Genomic DNA, 23,019 nt, shown 5'->3' on the forward strand with positions numbered 1-23,019 from the left:
GGCCGGGGTGACCCCACCGAAATCATGTGCAGAGACTGACAAATGCCGCCGCGTAAGGGAAGATGGTTTTTGGTGACAAATGCCGTTAGCGCTGAAATTCCAATGCGTTAAGCCCGCCGCTTTTATCTTTTGACATCACTCTGCGCTGCGCAGCACACGCGCCGGTGGCATTGCGAGGGGCCTGAGCGCAAAGCCCAGCCCGGCCAGCAGCGTGGCCAGCACCCCGCCGGTCACGATGGCAACGGCAGAGACCGGCTCAAAGCTGTAGTCCCCCTCCATTACGAAGGTGGTCACGCCCCAGCCCGCGAGCCCGCCCGCGAAGATGGCCACCACCCCGGCGGCCAGCCCCAACAACGCCGCGCGCAGCACCAGATAGGCCAGCACCCGCCCGCGCACCGCGCCCAGTGTCTTCAGCACCGCCGCCTCGAACTCCCGCGCCGGTTGCCCCGCCGCCGCCGCGCCAATCAGCACCACGCCGCCCGTGACCAGCGAGGCCAGCGCGCCATATGTGATCGCCGCCGCGATGCCCTCCAGCAGTCCCGCCACGCGAGAGATCGCATCGCGCACGCCGATCCCGGTGATATTGGGCCATGTCTGCGCCACGTCCCGCAAAATCGCCGGCTCCGCCTCGGCTTCGGCATAGACCGTGGCGATATGACTGTGCGGCGCGCCTTGCAGGGCGGCGGCGTTGAAGGTCATCACGAAGTTGATCCCCATGGTCGAAAAATCGACCTCGCGGAAGCTGGCGATGGTGGCGGTAATCTCGCGGCCCAGCACGTTCACCGTGATCTCGTCGCCAATCCGCAGCCCAATCTCCGCAGCCTCCTCGGCGGCAAAGCTCATCAGCGGCGGGCCGTCATAGTCTTCCGGCCACCATTCCCCCTCCGAAACGGTCACCCGCTCCGGCTGGGTGGTGGCATAGGTCAGCCCACGATCGCCGCGCACCACCCAATGGTCCGGCGCAACCTCGGTGGCCGGTTGGCCGTTGATCCGGGTCACAACGCCGCGCAGCATCGGCGCGGTATCCACCCGGTTCACCTGCGGGTCTTCGTCGAGACGGGTGAGAAACGGGCCTATCTGATCAGGCTGGATGTCGATGAAAAAGAACGAGGGCGCGACCTCTGGCAGATCGCCCTGAATGGCCGCCCGCATGTTGGAAGAGACCTGCCCCACAGCGGCCAGCACCGAAAGCCCAAGCCCAAGCGAGAGCACCACCGCAGAGGCCTCCTGCCCCGGCCCGCCCACCGAGCCAAGCGCCAGCCGCAGCGCGGGCCAGCCGCGCACCCACCGCGCCCGCGACAGACGCCGCGACAGCCTGCGGATGCCCGCCGCCGCTGCGAGGAGGAGCAAGAGGGCAAAGCATACGCCAAGCGCGGCCCAGACGGTAAGCATCCAGAGGCCCGAAAAATAAGCCGCCGCTCCAACGAGCAGCGCCGCAAGCGCAAGCGTCAAAACGATGACCAGCGGGCGCGGCAGGTGGCGGCGGGTGTCCGACAGCGCGCGAAACAGCTGCGCCGGGCGGATTTCTTCAGCGCGGCTCACCGGCCAGAGCGTAAAGATCAGCGCCGTCAGCGCCCCATAGAGCGCCGCCTCAGCCAAGGGGCCGGGATAGACGGTGAACTCGGTGGGCAGCGGCAGGCGCGCCTCCAGCACCGGAGCCAGCGCCAGCACGGCGGCCGCGCCCAGCGCGAGGCCCACCGCAATGCCCAGCGCCGAGAGCGCCCCGATCTGGATCAGGTAGGCCCAGAGGATGGTCCGTCGCGAGGCCCCCAGTGTTTTCAGCACGGCGATCACCGGCGTCTTGCGCTCAAGATAGGCCCGCACCGCCGCCGACACGCCCACGCCGCCCACCGCGAGGCCCGCAAGGCCAACAAGCACGAGGAAGGCGCTGATCCGGTCGACAAAGCGGTTCAGCCCCGGCGCGCCATTGCGACTGTCACGCCAGCGCGCGCCGCTATCGGAAAACTGCGAAAGCGCCTCTTCGCGCATCCCGGCAAGGTCGGTGCCCTGCGGCAGGGCGAGGCGGTAGTTGGTTTCAAACAGCGTGCCGGGCGCAAGCAGGCCAGAGCCTTCAAGATCCGCCCGGTAAAGCAGCGTGCGCGGGCCAAGCGAGAAGCCGGAGCCTGCGGCATCAGGCTCAAGCGTCAGCGCCGCCGCCAGATAGTAGCTTGCGGTGCCGAGCTCAAAGGTATCGCCCACCTCCAGCTCCAGCTGCGCCATCAGCGAAGGGTCCATCACCGCGCCGGGCATCCCAATAGCCCCGGCCAGCGCCTCGTCCAGCGGCATGGCAGGCTCCAGCCGGATCTCGCCATAAAGCGGGTAGATATCATCCACCCCCTTCACCTGCGTTAGCGCGGTGTTCTCACCCGCGCGGGCCATCGAGCGAAAATCGACGATCTCCGAAACCCGGGTCGCCCGCTCGGCCATCCACGCCTGCTCCGCCTCACCCGCCGCGCGATAGGTAAACCGCAGCTCGGCATCGCCGCCAAGCATTGTGGCTCCCTCACGCATCAGCCCGCCCGAGAGGCTCTCGCGCACCAGCCCCACGGCGGCAATGGCGGCCACGCCAAGGGCGAGGCAGGCGAGGAACACCTTGAAGCCGCGCAGGCCCCCACGAAGCTCGCGCCGGGCGATCCGGACCGACTGGGCAAGGCTCATTCGGCGGCCTCAGCCTTGGCTTCGGGCGAAATCAGCCCGTCAGCGAGGCGCACAACCCGGCCACATCGGGCAGCAAGCTGGCGCGAGTGGGTCACTAGCACCAAGGTGGCGCCGTGCTTCTCGGAAAGGTCGAAGAGCAGGTCTGTCACCGCATCGCCCGTGGCGGCATCGAGGTTGCCGGTCGGCTCATCGGCCAGCAAAATATCGGGGCGCGGCGCAATGGCGCGGGCCAGCGCCACCCGCTGCTGCTCACCGCCCGACATCTGCGAGGGGTAGTGGTGGGCGCGGTCCCCAAGCCCCACGGCGGCAAGCTCGGCCTCGGCGCGCTCATAAGCGTCCGGCATTCCGGCCAGTTCCAGCGGCGTGGCCACGTTTTCCAGCGCCGTCATCGTGCCGATGAGGTGGAAGGATTGAAACACCACCCCCATATGCTGAAGACGAAAGCGGGCGAGCGCATCTTCCCCCATCGCCGTCAGATCATGGCCCAGCGCCATGACCCTGCCGGAGGTTGCCGTGTCGAGCCCGCCCATCAGCATGAGGAGAGAGCTTTTGCCAGAGCCAGACGGCCCGATCAGCCCCAGCGTTTCGCCCTTGGCGACATCGAGGCTTATTCCCTTGAGGATGTTGACCTTTCCGGCGTTGCCGTCGAGCGTGAAGGTGACATCGTTCAGGGAGAGGATCGGATCTGTCATGCGCGCGCTTTCTGTTTCATTCCGATATGGGGCCAAGCTGCTGTCGCTCAAGGCTATAACGACATTTTTGCTGGTTTCCGTCGCCCATGCCCAACCCGTTGTTGTGGCCGCGCTTGGGGACAGCCTGACAGCGGGCTACGGCCTGCCGCAGGATGAGGGCTTTGTGCCGGTGCTTGAAACATGGCTGGAGGAGCGCGGCGCAGAGGTGGATTTGCGCAACGCCGGCGTGAGCGGAGACACCACCGCAGGCGGGCTCTCCCGCGTGGACTGGACGCTGACGGATGACGTGGATGCGCTGATCGTGGAACTCGGCGGCAACGACATGCTGCGCGGCATCGACCCGGCCACAAGTCGCGGAAATCTCGATGGAATCCTCGCTGCCGCAGAGGCAAAGGGCCTGCCCGTCCTGCTCGTCGGGCTGAGCGCTTCGGGCAATTTCGGGCCCGAGTACAAGGCCGCCTTCGACGCCATGTATCCCGAGTTGGCCGGGCAATACGGCGCGCTGCTCTACCCCGATTTCTTCGCCGCCCTGACCGCGCTGGAAGATCAGGCGGCCGCGCGGCGCGAGCACATGCAGGGCGACGGAATCCACCCTTCCGCCAGCGGGGTGCGGCTAATTGTCGAGGACATCGGCCCGCAGGTGATGGAGCTGATCGAACAGGTCGAGTAGCGCAGGCTATTTCCAGTCAAAGAAGTCGTCAGTGGCCTGCGAGAGCAGTTCGGCGGCAAGGCTCGCGCCCATCTCGGCGGCCTGAGAGACGGGGCCAGAGCGGCTGCCTGCCAGCACTTCGGAGCCATCGGTGCGCAGGATTTCTCCCTGCAGCTCCAAGGTGTTGCCATCAATCGCGGCCAGCCCGGCAATGGGCGTCTCGCAAGAGCCATCAAGCCCGGCGAGAAAGGCGCGCTCGGCGGCGGTGCGGTGGTGCGTCAACTCATGGCGCAGCGGCGCAAGGAGCGCATCGGCCCGGTCGTCATCGGCCCGGCGCTCAATGCCGATGGTGCCTTGGGCAATGGCCGGCAGCATCTCTGAAGGGTCGACCGGTTGGCGCGAAATATGCTGGGCGTTCAGGCGGTTGAGGCCAGCAAGCGCAAGAAAGGTCGCCTCGGCCACACCGTCTTGCAGCTTGCGCATCCGGGTTTGCACATTACCGCGAAACTCCACCACCGAAAGGTCGGGCCGCTTGTGCAGCAGCTGGGCCTTGCGGCGCAGCGAAGAGGTGCCAACAACGGCGCCCTCGGGCAGCCCTGCCAAAGCCTTCCCGTCGAGGGTGATGAAGGCATCGCGCGGGTCTTCGCGCTCAAGAAAACAATCCAGAACAAGGCCTTCCGGCTGCTCCACCGGCATATCCTTGGAGGAGTGCACGGCGATGTCGATCTCGCCCGAAAGCATCGCCTCCTCGATCTCCTTGGTGAACAGCCCCTTGCCACCAATCTCGCGCAGCGCCCGGTTTTGCACCCGGTCGCCGGTTGTGGAAATGATTACAATTTCAATGGCTTCATCGGGCATCCCGTGGGCCGCCATAAGGCGGTTGCGGGTTTCATGGGCCTGGGCGAGGGCGAGCGGGCTGCCGCGCGTGCCGATCTTGAGCGTCTTGGTCATGCAGGCGGGATAGCGCGGCGGCGGAGACGTGACAATGCGGCACTTGACACTTTGCCCCGAGACGGCGACCAACACGGCCAGCGAGGAGACAGCACATGGCCGAAAAGAAAAGCATTCTCAAAGCCTTGGCAGGTGAGGCCGTAAGCCCGCCGCCGATCTGGATGATGCGGCAAGCCGGGCGCTACCTGCCTGAGTATAAGGCCACCCGTGCCGAGGCCGGGGATTTTTTGAGCCTCTGCTACAACTCCGATCTCGCCACCGAGGTCACGCTGCAACCGATCCGGCGCTACGATTTTGACGCGGCAATCCTCTTTGCCGACATCCTGCTGATCCCGCAGGCACTGGGGCAGAAGCTGTGGTTTGTCACCGGCGAGGGCCCCCGGCTGGAGCCGATTGAACTGCGCAAAGGGTTTGAAGCGCTCAAGAACGGCGACGAAGTGCATGAACATCTCGCACCGATCTACCGCACCGTCGGCAAGCTCTCGACCGAACTGCCTGAAAAGACAACGCTTATCGGCTTTGCCGGCGCGCCCTGGACAGTGGCGACCTACATGATTGCAGGCCGCGGCACGCCCGATCAGGGGCCGGCCCACGCGTTGAAATCCGGTGATGTGGCGCTGTTTCAGGCGCTCATCGACCGGGTGACATGGGCAACCATCGAATATCTGAATATGCAGATCGACGCGGGCGCAGAGGTGGTGAAGATCTTCGACAGCTGGGCCGGAAGCCTGAGCGGCGATGATTTTGAGAATTACTGCGTCGAGCCGATCAAGAAAATCATCGCGGGCGTGAAGGCAAAGCACCCGGATACGCCGGTCATCGCTTTCCCACGCGGCGCGGGCGAGCGGTATCGCGGTTTTCACGCCGCGACCGGGGCCGATTGCGTGGCGCTGGATGATGGTGTCACCCCGGAATGGGCCGCCGAACATGTGCAATGCGACGGTTGCGTGCAGGGAAATCTCAAGTCGTCCCACATGGTTACCGGCGGCCAGGCGCTCATCGACGAGACCCGCCGCATCGTGGAGGCCTTCCGCCACGGGCCGCACATCTTCAACCTCGGGCACGGCATCACCCCCGATGCCGACCCGGAGAACGTGCAGCTGATGATCGACACCGTTCGGCGCGGCTAACGGCGCGGGGCGGTATCTAGCCACCCCAGGCACCTCCCAAGCAAACCGCAGGCGCAGCGGCCTCGCTGCGCCGCAGCGTGTTAACGGGCCGATTCGGTGGCATAATCCTCCTTTATTTGCAGGGAGTGATTTCGATGCCGGACGAGGAAGAAGAAGAGGAGCTGCAACTGAGCAGCTCCAACCTGAACGATGCGGCCAAGGGGTTAACCGACACCATCATCCTGACCTCGGGCAAGAAGGGGGGCCGGAAACTGCGGCACTCCAATCTGCCCGCGGCTCTGGCGCAGGCCGGGCTCAAGAAGGATTGGCAGGGCACGCTGGTGGTTGCCTTCCCTGACGTCTGCAAAACGCCCTCACCGGGCGGCCCCGTGCCGATCCCCTACCCCAACATCGGCGCGGCCAAACCCGGCTCGCACAAGAAGGTGAAGGTGCAGCAGGCGCTCCAGCAGGCGGGGTTCAAGGGCATCCGCGTGAGGTCAGTCGGAGACGTGGCGGGCAGCGCCAAGGGGGCTATCGGCGCAAGGGCGATGACGGGCGCAGCCTTCATGCCCTTCTCCTTCGACGTGAAGATGGAGGGCAAACCGGCGCTGATGGGCCACGAACTGACCCACACCCTCCAGCAGGGCGATCACACGCCGCATCTGGTGAAGCCGCAAAGCAAGCGGATGAAATAGCCGCAACGCTTGAGCGAGGCTGGCCCCGAAGTCAGCCTCATAACAGGTGACACACCGGCTGGGACGTGGGGGACTGGGCATGGGTGAACCGATCCGAGAGGTGACAATCGTCGGCGGGGGAACCGCCGGATGGATGACGGCGCTCTTGCTTCAGTCGATGCTGAAAGGCGGGCCCGAGGGCGGCGTGAGGGTAACGCTGATCGAGAGCCCCAATATCCCCACGGTGGGCGTGGGCGAGGCAACCGTGCCGGGCATGCCGCGCACGCTGAAGCAGGGCGGGATCGACGAGCGGGAGTTTTTCCGCACCTGCAACGCCAGCTTCAAGCTCGGGGTCGTCTTTGGCCATTGGAACGAGGACGCCGAGGGCAACCGGGTGGATTACATCAACCCCTTTGCACACCCACCCGCGATTGATGGCGTCTCGGCGGCGGAATACGCGCTGGAGTTCGGCACCGGCGGGCTGGATTTCGTGCAAACCTTCTCCCCCTCGGTCGATCTGGCGGCCGAGGCGAAGGGGCCGCGCGGGCGGGGGCAGATGCCCGGGCCGCCGGTGGGCTTCGCCTATCACCTCGACGCGGGCAAGTTTGCCGGGTTGCTGAAAGAGCACTGCGTGGTCCGAGGGGTGGTGCATGTGCTCGATGATCTGGTGGAGGTGGAGTTGGACGAACGCGGCTATGTCGCCGCTTTGCAGCTTGAGCGGGGCGGGCGGCATCCGGTGGAGATGGTGATAGATTGCACCGGCTTCCGGGGCCTCATCATCAACAAGGCGCTCGGCGAGCCGTTTGAGAGCTACGGTAAATATCTGGCGAACGACCGGGCGATGGCAGTGCAGGTGCCGCACCGCGACCCTGAGCGGCTGGATTCAGTAACGAAAAGCACCGCGCTCGGGGCCGGTTGGGCCTGGCGCGTGCCGCTCTTCAACCGGATCGGAACGGGCTATGTGTTTTCCTCCGCGCACCGGACGGATGAGGAGGCGCGGGCGGAGTTTCTGGCGCATCTCGGGGAGGATGGCGAAGGCGCAGAGCCTCGGGTGATCCCGATGCGGGTGGGGCGCAACCGGAACGCATGGGTGAAGAACTGCGTGGCCGTGGGCCTCTCGGGCGGGTTTATCGAGCCGCTGGAGAGCACGGCAATCCACATGATCGACACCGCGGTGCGCTGGCTGGTGGCCTACTTCCCCGACCGCGACTTCGCCGACCCGCTGCGCAACCGGTTCAACCACCTCGTCGACGAGCTTTACAACGAGGTACGCGATTTCATCTGCCTGCATTACGCGCTCGGCAACCGCACGGATGACCAATACTGGATCGACGCGCGCGAAGAGCTGGAGGTGCCCGACAGCCTCGCCGAAAACCTCGAACTTTGGCAATACGGGCTGCCGACGCACCATGACATCCGCTTTGTCTCTCTGTTCAGCCCGATGACCTATCAGGCAGTCCTGCTGGGCAAGCGGGTGTATGAAACCGGATATGGAAAGGGCAAATTCGCCACCGGGCGGCGGCTTGATCCGGCGAAGTGGGAGGCCTACCTCGCGCGGGCACGGGCCGGGATTGGTGCGCAGGTGCAGGCGGCAGCGGGGCATCGGGAGTTGCTGCGGGCGCTGCGTGGGGATGTGGTGGAAGAGAACGGGCTGCTGCCGGGGCTTGGCGGCGGGCCGGGGATGGTGAAGGGCGAGGGGGAGGCGGCGATTTTGTGACCCGGCGGTGGGCAGATTGCCCACCCCACGGCGGGGCGGCTGGATCGCGGCCGCGCTCGGCCCGGCGAACAGTAGCATATGAAACGGCCCCGGCGGGGACGTCCGTAAAGACGGGCCGGGGCCGTTCGCCCGGCAAAGATCCAGGCGCTGCTCGACGGCTGAGCCGCCTGCATCCGCGCCGCCCACAGGGGATGACGGCGGCGCGGGATTTCGGGGGTTATTGCGAGAGGCTGTCGGCCAGACGCATCAGGTTGACGGCCTCGGCGCGGTAGCCAAATTCGTCTTCGCCCTTGGCACCGTTGGCCAGCGCGATGGCCTCGGCGTAGCTCCAGTCCCCAAGGTAGTCGGAGCCTTTAAGCAACTGGGCAAACCCGGCGATGGCGGCGGCAAAGCGGGTCTCGCTGGTGGCCTCCCCCATGCCTTCGGTGATCGGAAACTCCAGCAGCGTGCTCTCGCTCTCGCCCGGCTCCTTCCAGCGCATCCGCAGGAAGGCCAGCTCGGGGTTGGCGCTCTCGGCCTGCGCGGGGGCCACCGAGGCATCGGCGGAGCCATAGCGCAGCGGATCGTTCAGCACGGCGGGGCTGCCCACCGGCGTCACCTCGTAGATCGCGGTCACCGAATGGCCAGCGCCGATCTCGCCCGCATCCACCTTGTCGTTGTTGAAATCCTCGCGCTTCAGCGCGCGGGTTTCGTAGCCGATCAGGCGATACTCGGCCACCTCAGCCGGGTTGAACTCCACCTGAATCTTCACGTCAGACGCAATGGGAAAGAGTGCGCCGGTAAGCTGATCCACCAGCACCTTGCGGGCCTCGTTCAGCGTGTCGATATAGGCGGCCTGCCCATTGCCGTTCTGCGCCAGCGACTGCATCAATGCATCGTTCAGGTTGCCCCGCCCGAAGCCGAGAACGGAGAGAAACGTGCCACTCTCGCGCTTGTCTTCGATGAATTCCTTCATCTGGTCTGGGGAGGAAAGGCCAACGTTGAAGTCACCATCCGTCGCCAGCAACACGCGAGAAATTTCGCCCTCCTCGGTCATCTCCTCGGCCACGGCATAGGCCTGCTGAAGCCCCGCCGCGCCCGCGGTTGAGCCGCCCGCGCCGATGTTGTCGAGCGCGTTCAGGATCTTGCTGCGCTCACCCGCCGGAGTGGGCGGCAGCACGAGGCCGGAGGAACCCGCGTAGGCGACGATGGCCACCTGATCCTCGGGGCGCAGCTCGGGGAGCATCAGGCGCAGGCTCTGCTTCAGCAGCGGCAGCTTGTTGGCTTGGTTCATCGAGCCGGAGCTGTCGATAAGGAAGACGAGGTTGAGCGGCGGGCGGTCTTCAACCACCGGCAGTTCACCCTGAATCGCCACCGTGACAAGCTGGGTATCGGGGTTCCACGGCGTTTCGCCCACAACCACGGTGGGTTTGAACGGCGCCGGATCATCCGCCTCGGGCGCAGCGTAGGCATAGGGGAAGTAGTTCACCATCTCTTCCACCCGCACGGCATCCACCGGCGGCATCCGGCCCGCGTTGAGCGAGGAGCGGACGACGGAATAGCTCGCCGTATCCACATCAATCGAAAAGGTCGAAACCGGCTCTTCAGCGGCCACCTTCACCGGGTTGTCCTCGGCCTCGGGGAAGGCCTCGGTATCGGGTTCCTGCGGGGCCACGTAGCCATCGGAGGGCGGCGGCACAGGCATGGGCTGAGAGGCGCCTGCGATGCGCCCAAGGGCACCGGTGCCCTCCTTGCGGGCGCGGGCGGGGGCAACGCCGGCGGCCAACTCTGGGGCGGCTTCGGCGTCGACATCGGGCATGGCGTCGGCTTCCATCGGGGCTTCCGTCACCGGTGCGGCCTCGGCCACCTCTTCCTGCGCCACCTTCGGCGCGGCCTCGGTCTGTGCCACTTCGGGCGGGGGGACAGATGCGCCTGTGGTTGCGCCAGCGCGCGCCTCATCGTCATCGGCCAGCTGGGCACGGTCGGTGCGGGCATCGTCGGCCCCAACTGGCGTTTCGTTGACGGTGATGACCTCGGGGGTGCCCGGCTCGCGCATCTGCGGGATGATAACCACGGCGGCCAACCCTGCCGCGACGATCCCGGTGGTGGCGGCGAGGCCCGCCTTTGTGCTCAACTTCGCAAACATCTCTCTCACTCCTTGCAGCAGCCCCGCCTTTCGGGGGCCTTCAGGGGTGAGACGCGCGCCCTCGGCCAATCCTTGGCGGGTGGCGAGATTTTCTTCGCGCTGGTCGTCGAAGGCCTGCATGGCAAGGGCCGTCGCCGCCTGTTTCGCCTCCGGATCGGGGGCGGGCGGGGCGGATTTCATCGCCGCTTTCAGCTTGTCGAACTCGTCGGTCATGACGCTCTTTCCTCGGTTGCCAACGCGCGGAGGCGCTTTTTGACCTCCGACATGCGCCAGGCGATTGTGCCCTCGCTCACACCAAGCACCTCTGCGGCGCCGGCCTGTGTCACCTCTTCGCCCAGCACCAGCGCGCAGGTGTCGCGCAGTTCTTCGGGCAGGCTGCGCAGGGTGGCGGTGAGCCAGTCCACCGCCTCTGCCGTTTCGGCCATTTCGGCCTGCCGGGCCTGTTCCCAGTCGCCCCAGCCATCGGCGGCTTTCGCCTGCGTTGCCGCTCTGCGCCGCCGGTCATGCGCGGCATTCACCGCCACCCGGTAGAGCCATGTGCTAAAGGCCGCGCGCCCCTCGTAGCGGGCAAGCTTGGCGGGCAAGGCAAGGCAAATATCCTGCGTCAGATCCTCGGCCTCGGCGCGCGTACCGGTCAGGCGATAGGCAAAGGCAAATAGCCTGTCGTAATGCCGCTGGAGCAGCGAGGCAAAGGCCTCCCGGTCACCGCCCGCGGCGGCCAGGGCAAGAGAATGGTCTGACACCGTCATGCGCATCACGTTGGTTGGACGGGCCCGAGGCGTCAATCCTTGGCGGGTGGTGAAATTTTTTATCACGGGGCGGGCGCGGTTTACCGAATCTTTCCGCTTCGCACGCAGATTGGCCACGGGACAGATGACGATAAAGGACGCCCCATGATCCGTTTGCTTTGCGCCGCCCTGCTCGCTGCGGCCCTCTCCGCCTGCAGCTCCAGCGGCAACATGTCGATGAAAAACCAAACCGAAACCTCGGTTGCCCAAATGATGCACCCCGGCACCACCAGCCAGATTCAGGTGCAAAACATGCTCGGCGCGCCGCAGCAAAAGAGCTTCACCGCCGCCGGCACCGAGATCTGGATCTACAACTACGAACGTCTACGCCCCCATGCGGTAAGCTTCATCCCCGGCGTGCGAATGTTCGGCCGCGTGCGCAAGGGCTACCAAAAGAGCCTGACCGTGCTGTTTGACGAGGCCGGGATGGTCCAGAAATACGCGATGACCGAGACCGATCTTTCCGTGAAGACCGGCCTCTACAAATAGTCAGGCTTCGGGTGCCACAGGGCGCCTGCGCCGCCCGGTGGCCAGCGCGATGAGCCCGGCAGCAACGATAATCGCCGACCCCGCCAGTGTCGCCGTATCGGGCCGCTCGCCAAAGACAACCGCCGCCAGCACCATCGCCACCACCAGCCGGGTGTAGCGGAAGGGGGCCACCACCCCCACATCGCCGGTCCGCATGGCGATGGTGAGCGCGTAATAGGCCGAGGCCCCGGCAAGCGAAGCCGCCAGAATGCGCAGCGCATCCGCGCCGGAGGGCACCACGGGGGCCGATTGAAACGCGAGGATCACCAACCCCGCCGGGATCAGAATGGCGCAGCCGTAGAGGCTGAGTTGCAGGTGGCTCAGCACCGGCGGCGCGGCGCGGGTGGCCAAATCGCGGCCCGCAAAGCCGATCATGCCAAGCACCGAGAGGATCGCCAGCGTATCAAACCCCTCCAGCCCGGGGCGCAGCACCAGCAGCACCCCGGCAAACCCCACAAGGATCGCCAGCCAACGCGCCGGGCTGACCGGCTCGCGCAGCACCACCATCGCCCCAAGCGCCACCACCAGCGGCGCGGCTTGCAAGATGGCCGAGGCGGTGGAAAGCGGCGTTAGCGCAATAGCCAGCGTGTAAAAAACCCGCCCCATCATCTCGAAGCCACAGCGCACCGCCATCGGGCGCGAAAACAGCGCCGGATGCACAAGCCGCTGGCCCCGCCGCAGGCAGAGCACCGCAAAGATCGCCGTGCCGATCACCCCGAAGGTCGCCAGAACTTGCCCCACCGGCACCGCACCGGCGGCGGATTTGATGAACACATCCTCAACGGCAAAACCCGCCATCGAGGCGGTCATCCAGAGCGCACCCTGGGCATTTGGTGTCAGAGCCATCTGGGCCTCGCTGTGATGCGCCGCCACGTTGCCCGGTTGGGCGGCAAGGTCAAGCCCGGGCGCGCGCCCCGCCGCTGCGAAGAGCGCCCGCGCCGTCAGGCAAGGGCCCGATGAGCAGCCGCCCTCAGCCCTTCTTCACTTCCTCTTCCATATCCAACCCGTTCAACCGGGCAACATGGTCGGTGACGAAAGGCACAAAATCGCCGCCCGCGCCAATCGCCTCGACATGAGAAAAATAGTGCCGCACCGCGCTGGCCACCACGTTCACCACACCGGCATCGACGGCCATCGAGTTCACGTAACGCAGATCCTTGCTCGCATTCTGGATGGTAAACTTGTGCACCTCCGCCTCGCGCCCCACGCAGCCCCGGGTGAAGGTGTCAAAAAACCCGTTGCCCAGCCGCGAGCCGCCGATCACCGTCTGAAACTGCTGCGGAGAAATCCCCACCTTCGCCCCCAGCACCGCCGCCTCGGCATAAAGCGAGGCGTAGCCCATCGAGACGAAGTTCATCAGCAGCTTCATCTTGTGGCCGTTGCCGGTCGGCCCGAGGTGGTTGATGGTGCCCGCCCAGCATTCGATCACCGGCAGCACCTTGGCATAACTCTCGTCATCCGCGCCCACCATCGCATCCAGCGTGCCCTCTTCGGCCTCCTTCGGCGTGCGGCCCAGCGGCGCATCCACGAGGCGGCCGCCTTTGGCCTCCAGCGCGGCGGCCAGCTTCATCGTGCTCACCGGGTCGGCGGTGGAGCATTCCACCACGATCAGCCCGGGCCGCGCGCCCGCCAAAATGCCGTCTTCGCCCTCGAACACCGCCTCCACCTGCGGCGAGTTGCCAAGGCAGATGTGGATGATCTCGCATTGCTCGGCCATCTCGCGCGGGCTGGCGGCCTCCGTCGCCCCCATGCCCAGCAGGCTCTCCACCGGCGTGCGGTTGCGGTTGCCCTTCACCACCAGCGGATAGCCGCCCTTGATAATGTTCTTGGCCATCCCGTGGCCCATGAATCCCACGCCGATGAACCCGACGGTTGGTTTGTCTGCCATGTTTTCCTCCCAGAAAATCTCAAAGACTGGCGGTGATCCCGCCGTCTACAAAAAGCGTATGCCCGTTCACAAAGCTCGCCGCGTCACTGGCGAGGAACACGCAGGCCCCCACCAGCTCTTCCACCTTGCCCCAGCGCCCCGCCGGGGTGCGCTTTTCGAGCCATGCCGAAAACTCCGGGTCCGCCACCAGCGCCGCGTTCAACGGGGTGTCGAAGTAGCCCGGCGCAATCGCGTTACAGTTCAGCCCGTGCTTGGCCCAATCGGTCGCCATGCCCTTCGTCAGGTTGGTGATCGCCCCCTTGCTCGCCGTGTAGGGCGCAATGCCCGGCCGGGCGAGCAGGCTCTGCACGGAGGCGATGTTGATGATCTTACCCGCGCCGCGCGCAATCATCCCCCGCGCCACCGCCTGCCCCACGTAAAAGGCAGAGTTCACATTGGTGCGCATCAGCCGGTCAAAATCCTCCGGCTCAAAGTCTTCCAACGGCCCGCGATGCTGCATCCCGGCGTTGTTCACCAAGATATCGAGCGGCTTGCCATAGCCCTCCACCGCCTCTCGCACCGCGCTCGCGTCGGTCACGTCAAAGGCAAGCGTTTCCACATCCGCCCCGCTCGCCCGCAGCCCTTCGGCGGCCTCTTCCAGCCGCTCCGCATTGCGCGCATTCAGCACCACCGAGGCCCCGGCCTCCGCCAGCCCCTTCGCCAGTGCTGCGCCAATGCCCATGGACGAGCCGGTCACGAGCGCCCGGCGCCCTGTCAGGTCAAAAATCTTCATAAGTCCTCCCACGCGCTCGCCCTCCCGTTGACAATCCGGGGCCGAGCCTTCATGCAAATGGTATACCATTTAAGGCGGCATGCAACCGCCCCGCTCTGGGAGGAGTCACGTCGATGAAGGCCCTGTTTGCCCATGGGGCGCATGATCTGCGCCTTGAGGACTGCAATGCCGTTGCGCCCGGCCCCGGCGAGGTTGCGCTGCGCATGGCCCGCGGCGGCATCTGCGGCTCTGACCTGCATTATTATCACAACGGCGGCTTCGGCACGGTCAAACTACGCGAGCCGATGATCCTCGGCCACGAGGTCGCGGGTGAGATCACGGCGCTTGGTGAGGGCGTCGAGGGCCTCGCCGTCGGAGACCTCGTCGCCGTCTCCCCATCCCGCCCCTGCGGCACTTGCGAGCAATGCCTGCGCGGCCTGCCCAACCAGTGCCTCAACATGCGCTTCTACGGCTCCGCCATGCCCTTCCCGCATATCCAGGGCGCCTTCCGCGAGGAGCTGACGGCGCTCGCCTCCCAATGCGTGAAGGCCGAGGGCCTCTCCGCCGCCCAGGCCGCCATGGCCGAGCCGCTCGCCGTCTGCCTCCACGCCACCCGTCAGGCCGGCGACCTCCTCGGCAAGCGCGTCCTCATCACCGGCTGCGGCCCCATTGGCCAGCTCTGCATCCGCGCCGTCCGCCAGGCCGGTGCCGGTGAAATCGTGGCGACAGACATCTTCGACCCCGCGCTGGAGGCCGCCACCACCTCGGGGGCCGACACCACGGTGAACACCGCCGCCGACATCAACGGCTTCGGGGTCTATGTCAAAGGCAAGGGCTATTTCGACGTGGCCATCGAATGCTCGGGCGCCGCCATCGCGGTCAATCAGGCCGTCGTCGGCCTGCGCCCGCGCGGCACCCTGGTTCAGCTCGGCCTCGGCGGCAGCATCCCGGTGCCGCTGACCACCCTCACAACCCGCGAAATCTCTCTCAAGGGCTCCTTCCGCTTCCACGAAGAATTCGCCACCGCCATCGCCCTGATGCAGAAGGGCCTGATAGACGTGACCCCGCTCATCACCCACAGCTTCCCGCTGGCCGACTATGCGAAGGCCTTTATCACGGCCTCCGACAAGTCCCGCGCGATGAAGGTCCAGCTGGAATTCTGATGCTCACCTTCTTCGCCGCCGTCTTCTTCCTCATCATCACCCCCGGCCCGGGCGTGCTGACAACGGCTGGCGTCGGCTCGGGCTTCGGCTTCAAACCCGGGCTGCGCTATGTCACCGGCCTCTTCATCGGCAACAACCTCGTCGGCCTCGCCGTCATCACCGGCCTCGCCGCCGTGGTCCTCTCCGTTCCTGCCATCCGCATCGTCCTCACCGTCGCCTCGGTCGCCTACCTCTGCTACCTCGCCGCCAAGATCGCCTTCGCGGGCAGCAAAATCGCCTTCATCGAGGCCAAGTCCGCCCCCGGCATCATGAACGGCGTGCTGCTGCAAACCATCAACCCCAAGGCCTACGCGGTGAACACGGCGCTCTTCGCCGGGTTCCCCTTCCTGCCGGAAAGCCTTGTGTGGGAAACCGTGCTGAAGGTGCTGATCCTCAATGCCGTCTGGATCCCCATCCACCTCGGCTGGCTCTGGGCCGGGGCCACGCTGCACCGCCTCAACCTGCCCGAAAGCGCGCACCGCAAGATCAACTACGCCATGGCCGCCTCGCTGCTGGCCGTGGTCGCCCTCGCCCTCTACGCGAGCTTCCTCACATGACGATAGCCAACGCCATCACCCGCCTCGCCTTCCTCGGTGATCGCCTCGTGACCTCGGGCGCGGTGCGCGACCAGCACGGCCAGAACGAAACCTACTACCCAGACACCCCGCCAGATGCCGTCGCCTTCCCCGAAACCACCGAGGAAGTGAGCCAGATCCTGCGCATCTGCTATGAGGAGAGCTGCCCCGTCGTCCCCTACGGCGCCGCCTCGTCGCTCGAAGGCCAGCACCTCTGCACCTCCGGCGGCCTCTCGCTTGACATGAACCGCATGGCGAGCGTTCTCGAAGTCCGCCCCGAAGATCTCAACTGCACCGTCCAGCCCGGCATCACCCGCCTGCGCCTCAACGAAGAGCTGCGCGCCACCGGCCTGATGTTCCCCGTCGATCCCGGCGCAGATGCCTCCATCGGCGGCATGGCCGCCACCCGCGCCTCCGGCACCACCGCCGTGCGCTACGGCACGATGCGTGAGAACATCCTCGCGCTGGAGGCGGTCATGGCCGATGGCACCGTCATCCGCACCGGCACCGAGGCCCGCAAAAGCTCCACCGGGTATGACCTCACCCACCTGCTGATCGGCTCCGAGGGCACGCTGGGCATCATCACCGAGCTGACCCTGCGCCTCCAAGGCATCCCCGAGGCCACCAGCGCCGCCACCTGCCGCTTCACCTCCGTCGAGGACGCGGTGAACTGCGTCATCACCACCATCCAGTCCGGCCTGCCCATGGCCCGGATCGAACTGCTCGACGAGATGATGGTGAAAGGCTTCAACGCCTATTCCGGCGCGGGCCTGCCCGAGGTGCCCCACCTTTTCCTCGAATTTCACGGCACCCCCGCCTCCGTCGCCGAACAGGCCGAAACCTTCGCCATGATCGCAGAGGATTTCGGCGCAACCGGCTGGCAAGTGGCTGAGAAGGCCGAAGACCGCACCGCCCTCTGGGCCATGCGCCACAAGGCGCACTACGCCTCCGCCGCGCTCGGCAAGGGCCAGCACCTCTGGCCTACCGATGTTTGCGTGCCAATCTCGCGGCTGGCCGAGGCGGTGCTCCAAGCCCAGAAAGACGCGGTGGAAATGGGCCTCACCTCCACCATCGTCGGCCACGTGGGGGACGGCAACTTCCACGCCGGCGTCAGCGTTGACCCGACAGACCCCGAAGAGATGCAACGCGCCGAGGCCTTCACCGGCGCGCTCGCCAAAACCGCGCTCCGCCTTGGCGGCACCGTCTCCGGCGAGCATGGCATTGGCCTCGGAAAGCAGCGATACATGGAGGCCGAGCACGGCCCCGCCCTTGCCTACATGCGCGCCATCAAACAGGCGTTTGACCCGCGCAACATCCTCAACCCCGGCAAGCTTCTGCCGCCAACCAACGAGGTGCCCCATGCTGCCGCAGAATAGTGATCAGGCCGTCCTGACAACCCGAGTCTGGAAGCCCGAGGTCGGCCCCTGCGTGGTGCGCCTTGAGGCAAACCGCGTGGTGGACATCACCTCCAAGGCGATTCCCACCATGCAGGCCCTGCTGGAGCAGCCAGACCCGGCCGCCACCGCCCGCTCCGCCCCCGGCAACTTCCTTTGCACCTTTGACGAACTGGCCGAGGCCTCCACCGAAGCCGCCGGCCCCGATGCCCTGCGCCTCCTCGCCCCGGCAGACCTGCAAGCCATCAAGGCCTCTGGAGTCACCTTTGCCGAGTCTATGGTCGAGCGCGTCATCGAAGAGCAGGCCGCAGGCGATGCCGACCGCGCCGAAGAGATCCGCGCCAAGGTAAAATCCGTGATCGGAGACAGCCTCTCCGGCATCACCCCGGGCAGCGATCAGGCGATGGACGTCAAAACCGTTCTGCAAGCCGAGAGCCTCTGGAGCCAGTATCTCGAAGTCGGCATCGGCCCGGATGCCGAGGTTTTCACCAAATGCCAGCCGATGGCCGCCGTCGGTTTCGGCGCATCCGTCGGCCTGCACCCGATGAGCAGCTGGAACAACCCCGAGCCGGAGGTGGTGCTTGCCGTTTCCTCAACGGGCAAGATCGTCGGTGCCACCCTCGGCAACGATGTAAACCTGCGCGACGTGGAAGGCCGCTCTGCCCTCCTGCTTGGCAAGGCGAAAGACAACAACGCCTCCGCCGCCCTCGGCCCCTTCCTGCGCCTCTTTGACGACAAGTTCACCCTTGATGACGTGCGCAAAGCCCACCTCACGATGAGCGTAACCGGCACCGATGGCTTCACACTCGAAGGCTCCTCCTCGATGGAGAAAATCTCCCGCGATCCCGCCTCGATCGTCGAGCAAACCATCGGCCGCCATCACCAGTACCCCGACGGCTTCTTTCTCTACCTCGGCACCATGTTCGCCCCGGTCAAAGACCGTGACGCACCGGGCCAGGGCTTCACCCACCACGCGGGCGATACCGTCTCCATCTCCACCCCTTTGCTCGGCACCCTCACCAACACCGTCCGCCTCTCCACCGAGGCGCCGGAGTGGACCTTCGGCACCTCCGCCCTCATGCGCAACCTCGCTGGGAGGGGCCTGCTATGACGCTTTATGACGACACCCAATGCAATCTTGGCGAAGGCCCGATGTGGCACCCCGAGCGGCAAGAGTTCTTCTGGTTCGACATCAACAAGCACCACATGCATACCCAGCGGAAGGGCCAAACCTTCACCTGGGAGTTCGAGCATTACGTCTCGGCAGCAGGCTGGGTTGACCGGGACACGCTGCTCATCGCTTCCGATGCCGCTCTCTTCACCTTCAACCTCACCACCGGCGACCGCGAAGAGATCGCGGCGATGGAGGCCGATAACCCTGCCACCCGCTCCAACGATGGCCGGGCAGATCCGCAAGGCGGCTTCTGGATCGGCACCATGGGCTGCAAGAAAGAGACCGGCGCAGGGGCCTATTACCGCTACTATCGCGGCGAGCTGCGGCAACTGTGGGACAACTGGTCAATCCCCAACTGCACCTGCTTCTCCCCCGATGGCACCACCGCATGGATCGCGGACACCCCGAAAAACCAGATCTGGCGCGTGGCGCTGGACGAGCACGGCTGGCCCAAGGGCGACCCCGAGCCATGGCTCACCCTGCCCGTCGAAAGCCACCGCCCCGATGGCGCGGTTTGTGACACCCAAGGCAACCTCTGGATCGCCCAATACGGCCACGCCAAGGTCACCGTCCACGCGCCCGATGGCACCGAGCTGCGCGCCCTGCCCGTGCCCGGCAAAAACACCACCTGCCCGGCCTTCGGCGGCCCTGATCTAAACCGGCTCTATGTCACCACCGCCATTCAGGAAGACCCGAACCCCGCGCCGGAGGACGGCTGCACCTACCTGCTCAAGCCCGAGGCCACCGGGCAGGCCGAGCATCAGGTGATCCTGTGAGCCGCTTCCTCGCCATCGGCGAATGCATGGTCGAACTGGCCCAGACCGGGCCAGACACCTACCGCCGCGGCTTCGCGGGCGACACCTTCAACACCGCATGGTATGCCCGCCGTTGCCTGCCCGCGGCGTGGAACGTCACCTACGCCACCGCCGTCGGCAATGATGCCACCTCCGCCGAGATGCTCCGCTTCATCGAAGGCGAGGGGATCACGCCCGCAATCCGTGAAATTCCCGATCGCACCGTTGGCCTCTACATGATCGCCACCGACAACGGCGAACGCAGCTTCTCCTACTGGCGCAGCAACTCCGCCGCCCGGATGCTGGGCGAAGATACCGACTGGCTCGCCGCCACCTTCGCGCAGGCCGATATGATCCACGTCTCCGGCATTACGCTGGCCATCCTGCCGCCTGATCAGCGCGTGCGCCTCTGCAACGCCCTGCGCTCCTCGCCCGCCACCGTCAGCTTCGATACCAACCTGCGGCCCCGCCTCTGGGACAACGAAGCCGAAATGAAGCGCGGCCTCACCCTCGGGGCCTCCGCCGCCTCCATTGTGCTGCCCTCATTTGACGAGGAAACCGCGCTGTTCGGCGATGCCACGCCCGAGCACACGGTCGCCCGCTACCGCGAGGCCGGGGCGCATATCATCGCGGTGAAAAACGGCGCCAGCGCGCTCACCCTCGCCACGCCCGAAGGCATCACCGAAATCGAGGCCGAGCCGGTCGACAAGGTGATCGACTCCACCGCCGCGGGCGACAGCTTCGCCGCTCGCTTCCTTGCCGGGCTGGCGCAAGAGGAGCCGCCCGAAGAGGCCGCCCGCGCCGCCATGCAACTGGCCGCCAAAGTCATCTGCGCGCCCGGCGCGCTGGTCCCGTCCATCTTCGAAGGAAACAGCAAATGAACATCCTCATCATCGGCGGCGCCGGCGTTGTCGGCCAAAAACTCGCCCAAGCCCTCGCCGCCAAGGGCACTCTGCGCGGCAAGGAGATCACCCGTGTAACGCTGGCCGATGTCGTCGCCCCCGCGCCCGTAGAGGCCCCCTTTACGGTCGATACCGCGCAATGCGACATCACCGACCCGGCCTCGATGGAAGCCACCATCACCGCCGATACCGACGTGATCTACCTGCTCGCCGCCATCGTCTCGGGCCAGGCCGAAGCCGAGTTTGACCTTGGCTGGAACATCAACATGCACGGCACCATCAACGTGCTGGAGCGCGCCCGCGCCCTCGGCACCTGCCCGGTGGTCGTGTTCTCCTCTTCCATGGCCGTCTACGGCGGCGACACGCCCGACCCGATCGTGGATCACTCCTCCCTCAACCCGCAAACCTCCTACGGCGCGCAAAAGGCCATCGGTGAAATGCTGGTGACGGATTATTCTCGCAAGGGCTTCGTCGATGGGCGCGCCTTCCGCCTGCCCACCATCTCGGTGCGCCCCGGCAAGCCCAACCTCGCCGCCTCCTCCTTCATGTCGTCGATCTTCCGCGAGCCGCTCAACGGCGTGGAGGCCAACTGCCCGGTGGATGACAGCTTTCCGCATTACTACCTCTCCCCGCGCAAATGCGTGGAGAACCTCGTGAAAGGCGCCGAAATCCCGGCAGAAGACTTCGGCCCCAACCGCGCCGTGCAGATGCCCGGAAAGATGCACACGATCCGCCAATGCATCGACGCGATGACAGCGGTGGCAGGCCCCGAAGCCGAAAAGCTCATCACATGGAACGACGACCCCGAGATCCAGGCCATCGTCAAAGGCTGGCGCTTTGACCTGCGCCCCGAAAAGGCGCTGAAACTGGGGCTTGAGGCCGATGAGAGCTTCGAAGACAACATCCGCTACTACATCGAAGACGACCGCCCGTAGGGTGGGCAATCTGCCCACCGCCTCCATGCGCCCGCTCCTTGCCGCCCTCCTCCTCCTTGCCCTCACCCCGGCAGCGCAGGCCGCGCCCCGCACGCTCTGCACCCTCGTCACCGAGGCAAGCACCGGCGCGACCTTGCTGGAGGAGGGCGATTGCGACACCCGCACCACCCCCGCCTCCACCTTCAAGCTCGCCCTCGCCGTCATCGCCTATGACGCGGGGCTGCTCACCGGCCCCCATGCCCCCGTGCTGCCCTTCCAGCAGGGCGACCCCGACTGGGGCGGGGCCAATTGGACGCGCAATACCGACCCAACCGATTGGCTGCGCTATTCCGTGGTCTGGTATTCCCAGCGCCTGACCCGCCAGCTCGGCGCAGCCACGCTCACCCGCTACGCCCGCCGCCTGAACTACGGCAACGCCGATTTCTCCGGCGACCCGGGCCATGACAACGGGCTCGAACGCGCGTGGATCGCCTCATCGCTGGCCATCTCGCCACGCGAGCAGGTCGCCTTCTTGCGCGGCCTCACCACCGGCTCCCTGCCCGTGTCGCCGCAGGCCATGGCGCAAACCCGCGCCATCACCGAAAGCCACCAAAGCGGCGGCTGGCACCTGCACGGCAAAACCGGCACTGCCTACCCCCGCCGCGCAGATCGCAGCTTCGATTATGCACGTGGCTACGGCTGGTATGTCGGCTGGGCCGAGAAGGATGGGCGCAGGCTCATCTTCGCCCGGCTGACACAGGCGCAGGAGCGCAGCAAAGGCTCCCCCGGGCAACCTCACCCGCAAGGCCTTTCTGGCAGGCTGGCCAAGCCTCGCGCCCTGAGGCGGGCCGCACAGCCTTAAACATGCAAAACCGCCAGCCCGCTTCACGCTGGCTGACGGCTCCACGCAAGTATGCCACTTGCAAAAATGGCGGCGGGGCGCCTGGGAATGGGTAGGGTCTGCCCCGCCGCCGCTCCGGTCTTAGCCGGAGGTCAGAAGGCCCGCCCCCACGGCGGCCTCCCATTCGGCGGTGTCCACTTCACCGTCAGCCGAGGTGTCGATCTCGGTAAAGATCTCCTCGGTGATGTCGGGGTAGGCCACCTGCATCTCTTCCATCGAGAAGGTGCCGTTGCCATCCGTGTCTTCCACCATCGGCGCGTCTTGGGCCATCAGCGGCGCAGCGGCGAAGGCAGCAATGGTTGCGGCTGTCATCATGATCTTGGTCATTACTCTTAACTTCCTCTCAGTTGGTTAAGCGGCCCCGGCTGTCATCCTTGCCGCGGCCTGCACGAGAGAAGTAAGTCCGCCACCCTCCGCTTTTCCATGCCTCCCGCGCCGGTCGGCCAAACCCCGGCGCTGCACCGCCAAATTCGAATTCCGCGGCCTGCGTTTTCCCGCCTGCCCCGCCCGCTGATCCTTTTGCCGCCCACCGCAAACGCGCCGCTGCGCCGGGTTCTGCCCAGAATTCCCCGCGCCGCGCCGTGAGCGCCAATCTGCTAATCCGCAGGCAGGAACCCCCGCCCGGTTTTCCCG

22 protein-coding genes are annotated in these 23,019 nt (G+C 66.1%); 13 read left to right on the top strand and 9 right to left on the bottom strand.

What is annotated here, in order from left to right; translation table 11 throughout:
• Nucleotides 1-135 precede the first annotated feature (135 nt).
• On the bottom strand, nucleotides 136-2,658 hold the full coding sequence (locus FHY55_RS19635; protein ID WP_140015800.1) for an ABC transporter permease: 2,523 nt from the start codon (nucleotides 2,656-2,658) through the stop codon (nucleotides 136-138).
• A complete protein-coding gene (locus FHY55_RS19640) occupies nucleotides 2,655-3,350 on the bottom strand; it encodes an ABC transporter ATP-binding protein (protein ID WP_140015801.1) in 696 nt (231 codons plus the stop codon). The genes FHY55_RS19635 and FHY55_RS19640 overlap by 4 nt, the downstream gene beginning before the upstream one ends.
• On the opposite strand from FHY55_RS19640, the gene FHY55_RS19645 reads away from it, so the two are divergent.
• Nucleotides 3,349-4,020, top strand: coding sequence for an arylesterase (locus FHY55_RS19645; protein WP_140015802.1), 672 nt, complete (start codon nucleotides 3,349-3,351; stop codon nucleotides 4,018-4,020). The genes FHY55_RS19640 and FHY55_RS19645 overlap by 2 nt on opposite strands.
• Nucleotides 4,021-4,026: 6 nt before the next feature.
• Here FHY55_RS19645 and hemC read toward each other — a convergent pair whose 3' ends face one another.
• Complete coding sequence (gene hemC, locus FHY55_RS19650; protein WP_140015803.1) at nucleotides 4,027-4,950, bottom strand: hydroxymethylbilane synthase; 924 nt, start codon at nucleotides 4,948-4,950, stop codon at nucleotides 4,027-4,029.
• 95 nt (nucleotides 4,951-5,045) lie between these two features.
• Here hemC and hemE point away from each other — a divergent pair, with 95 nt between their 5' ends.
• From hemE to FHY55_RS19665, 3 genes are all read left to right on the top strand, one after another.
• Nucleotides 5,046-6,080 (top strand): uroporphyrinogen decarboxylase, encoded by a 1,035-nt coding sequence (gene hemE, locus FHY55_RS19655; RefSeq protein ID WP_140015804.1) that lies wholly within the window; start codon nucleotides 5,046-5,048, stop codon nucleotides 6,078-6,080.
• Between the two features lie 134 nt (nucleotides 6,081-6,214).
• The gene (locus tag FHY55_RS19660; protein WP_140015805.1) at nucleotides 6,215-6,754 is read left to right on the top strand and encodes a PAAR-like domain-containing protein; all 540 of its coding nucleotides are present in this window, start codon (nucleotides 6,215-6,217) and stop codon (nucleotides 6,752-6,754) included.
• 79 nt (nucleotides 6,755-6,833) lie between these two features.
• Nucleotides 6,834-8,450 carry a tryptophan halogenase family protein gene (locus FHY55_RS19665; protein ID WP_140015806.1) on the top strand — a complete coding sequence of 539 codons (1,617 nt, stop codon included), beginning with the start codon at nucleotides 6,834-6,836 and terminating at the stop codon, nucleotides 8,448-8,450.
• Between the two features lie 217 nt (nucleotides 8,451-8,667).
• Here FHY55_RS19665 and FHY55_RS19670 read toward each other — a convergent pair whose 3' ends face one another.
• Together FHY55_RS19670 and FHY55_RS19675 are read right to left on the bottom strand one after the other, a co-directional pair.
• Nucleotides 8,668-10,788: a VWA domain-containing protein gene (locus FHY55_RS19670; RefSeq protein WP_140015807.1), complete on the bottom strand. Its 2,121-nt coding sequence runs from the start codon at nucleotides 10,786-10,788 to the stop codon at nucleotides 8,668-8,670.
• Nucleotides 10,785-11,324 carry an RNA polymerase sigma factor gene (locus FHY55_RS19675; protein WP_140015808.1) on the bottom strand — a complete coding sequence of 180 codons (540 nt, stop codon included), beginning with the start codon at nucleotides 11,322-11,324 and terminating at the stop codon, nucleotides 10,785-10,787. The genes FHY55_RS19670 and FHY55_RS19675 overlap by 4 nt, the downstream gene beginning before the upstream one ends.
• 144 nt (nucleotides 11,325-11,468) lie before the next feature.
• On the opposite strand from FHY55_RS19675, the gene FHY55_RS19680 reads away from it, so the two are divergent.
• Nucleotides 11,469-11,852 carry an outer membrane protein assembly factor BamE gene (locus tag FHY55_RS19680; RefSeq protein WP_140015809.1) on the top strand — a complete coding sequence of 128 codons (384 nt, stop codon included), beginning with the start codon at nucleotides 11,469-11,471 and terminating at the stop codon, nucleotides 11,850-11,852.
• On the opposite strand, the gene FHY55_RS19685 is transcribed toward FHY55_RS19680, so the two are convergent.
• The 3 genes from FHY55_RS19685 to FHY55_RS19695 form a co-directional block, all read right to left on the bottom strand.
• Nucleotides 11,853-12,737, bottom strand: a complete 885-nt coding sequence (locus FHY55_RS19685; protein WP_140015810.1) for a DMT family transporter — start codon at nucleotides 12,735-12,737, stop codon at nucleotides 11,853-11,855.
• 124 nt (nucleotides 12,738-12,861) lie between these two features.
• Entirely contained in the window at nucleotides 12,862-13,779 is a 918-nt protein-coding gene (locus FHY55_RS19690) for an NAD(P)-dependent oxidoreductase (RefSeq protein WP_140015811.1), read from the bottom strand.
• Nucleotides 13,780-13,798: 19 nt separating this feature from the next.
• The gene (locus tag FHY55_RS19695; protein WP_140015812.1) at nucleotides 13,799-14,551 is read right to left on the bottom strand and encodes an SDR family oxidoreductase; all 753 of its coding nucleotides are present in this window, start codon (nucleotides 14,549-14,551) and stop codon (nucleotides 13,799-13,801) included.
• A 113-nt stretch (nucleotides 14,552-14,664) separates the two neighbouring features.
• Here FHY55_RS19695 and FHY55_RS19700 point away from each other — a divergent pair, with 113 nt between their 5' ends.
• From FHY55_RS19700 to blaOXA, 8 genes are read left to right on the top strand one after another with little or no spacing between them, the layout of a single operon-like run.
• Nucleotides 14,665-15,693: an L-idonate 5-dehydrogenase gene (locus FHY55_RS19700; protein ID WP_140015813.1), complete on the top strand. Its 1,029-nt coding sequence runs from the start codon at nucleotides 14,665-14,667 to the stop codon at nucleotides 15,691-15,693.
• Nucleotides 15,693-16,289 carry a LysE family translocator gene (locus FHY55_RS19705; protein WP_140015814.1) on the top strand — a complete coding sequence of 199 codons (597 nt, stop codon included), beginning with the start codon at nucleotides 15,693-15,695 and terminating at the stop codon, nucleotides 16,287-16,289. Before FHY55_RS19700 ends, FHY55_RS19705 begins: the two co-directional genes overlap by 1 nt.
• Nucleotides 16,286-17,683, top strand: a complete 1,398-nt coding sequence (locus FHY55_RS19710) for an FAD-binding oxidoreductase (RefSeq protein WP_140015815.1) — start codon at nucleotides 16,286-16,288, stop codon at nucleotides 17,681-17,683. Before FHY55_RS19705 ends, FHY55_RS19710 begins: the two co-directional genes overlap by 4 nt.
• Nucleotides 17,667-18,812, top strand: coding sequence for a fumarylacetoacetate hydrolase family protein (locus FHY55_RS19715; RefSeq protein ID WP_140015816.1), 1,146 nt, complete (start codon nucleotides 17,667-17,669; stop codon nucleotides 18,810-18,812). The genes FHY55_RS19710 and FHY55_RS19715 overlap by 17 nt, the downstream gene beginning before the upstream one ends.
• Nucleotides 18,809-19,651 (top strand): SMP-30/gluconolactonase/LRE family protein, encoded by an 843-nt coding sequence (locus FHY55_RS19720; protein WP_140015817.1) that lies wholly within the window; start codon nucleotides 18,809-18,811, stop codon nucleotides 19,649-19,651. The genes FHY55_RS19715 and FHY55_RS19720 overlap by 4 nt, the downstream gene beginning before the upstream one ends.
• Entirely contained in the window at nucleotides 19,648-20,550 is a 903-nt protein-coding gene (locus FHY55_RS19725; RefSeq protein ID WP_140015818.1) for a sugar kinase, read from the top strand. The genes FHY55_RS19720 and FHY55_RS19725 overlap by 4 nt, the downstream gene beginning before the upstream one ends.
• Nucleotides 20,547-21,506 carry a D-erythronate dehydrogenase gene (gene denD, locus FHY55_RS19730; protein ID WP_140015819.1) on the top strand — a complete coding sequence of 320 codons (960 nt, stop codon included), beginning with the start codon at nucleotides 20,547-20,549 and terminating at the stop codon, nucleotides 21,504-21,506. Before FHY55_RS19725 ends, denD begins: the two co-directional genes overlap by 4 nt.
• Before the next feature lie 25 nt (nucleotides 21,507-21,531).
• On the top strand, nucleotides 21,532-22,347 hold the full coding sequence (blaOXA, locus tag FHY55_RS19735) for a class D beta-lactamase (protein WP_140015820.1): 816 nt from the start codon (nucleotides 21,532-21,534) through the stop codon (nucleotides 22,345-22,347).
• A gap of 120 nt (nucleotides 22,348-22,467) precedes the next feature.
• Here the strand turns inward: blaOXA and FHY55_RS19740 are convergent, their stop codons facing one another.
• Nucleotides 22,468-22,713: an EF-hand domain-containing protein gene (locus FHY55_RS19740; RefSeq protein WP_140015821.1), complete on the bottom strand. Its 246-nt coding sequence runs from the start codon at nucleotides 22,711-22,713 to the stop codon at nucleotides 22,468-22,470.
• Between the last annotated feature and the right edge of the window lie 306 nt (nucleotides 22,714-23,019).

The sequence above is a fragment of the Oceanicola sp. D3 genome, assembly GCF_006351965.1.
In the GTDB taxonomy this organism is placed as follows: Bacteria; Pseudomonadota; Alphaproteobacteria; order Rhodobacterales; family Rhodobacteraceae; genus Vannielia.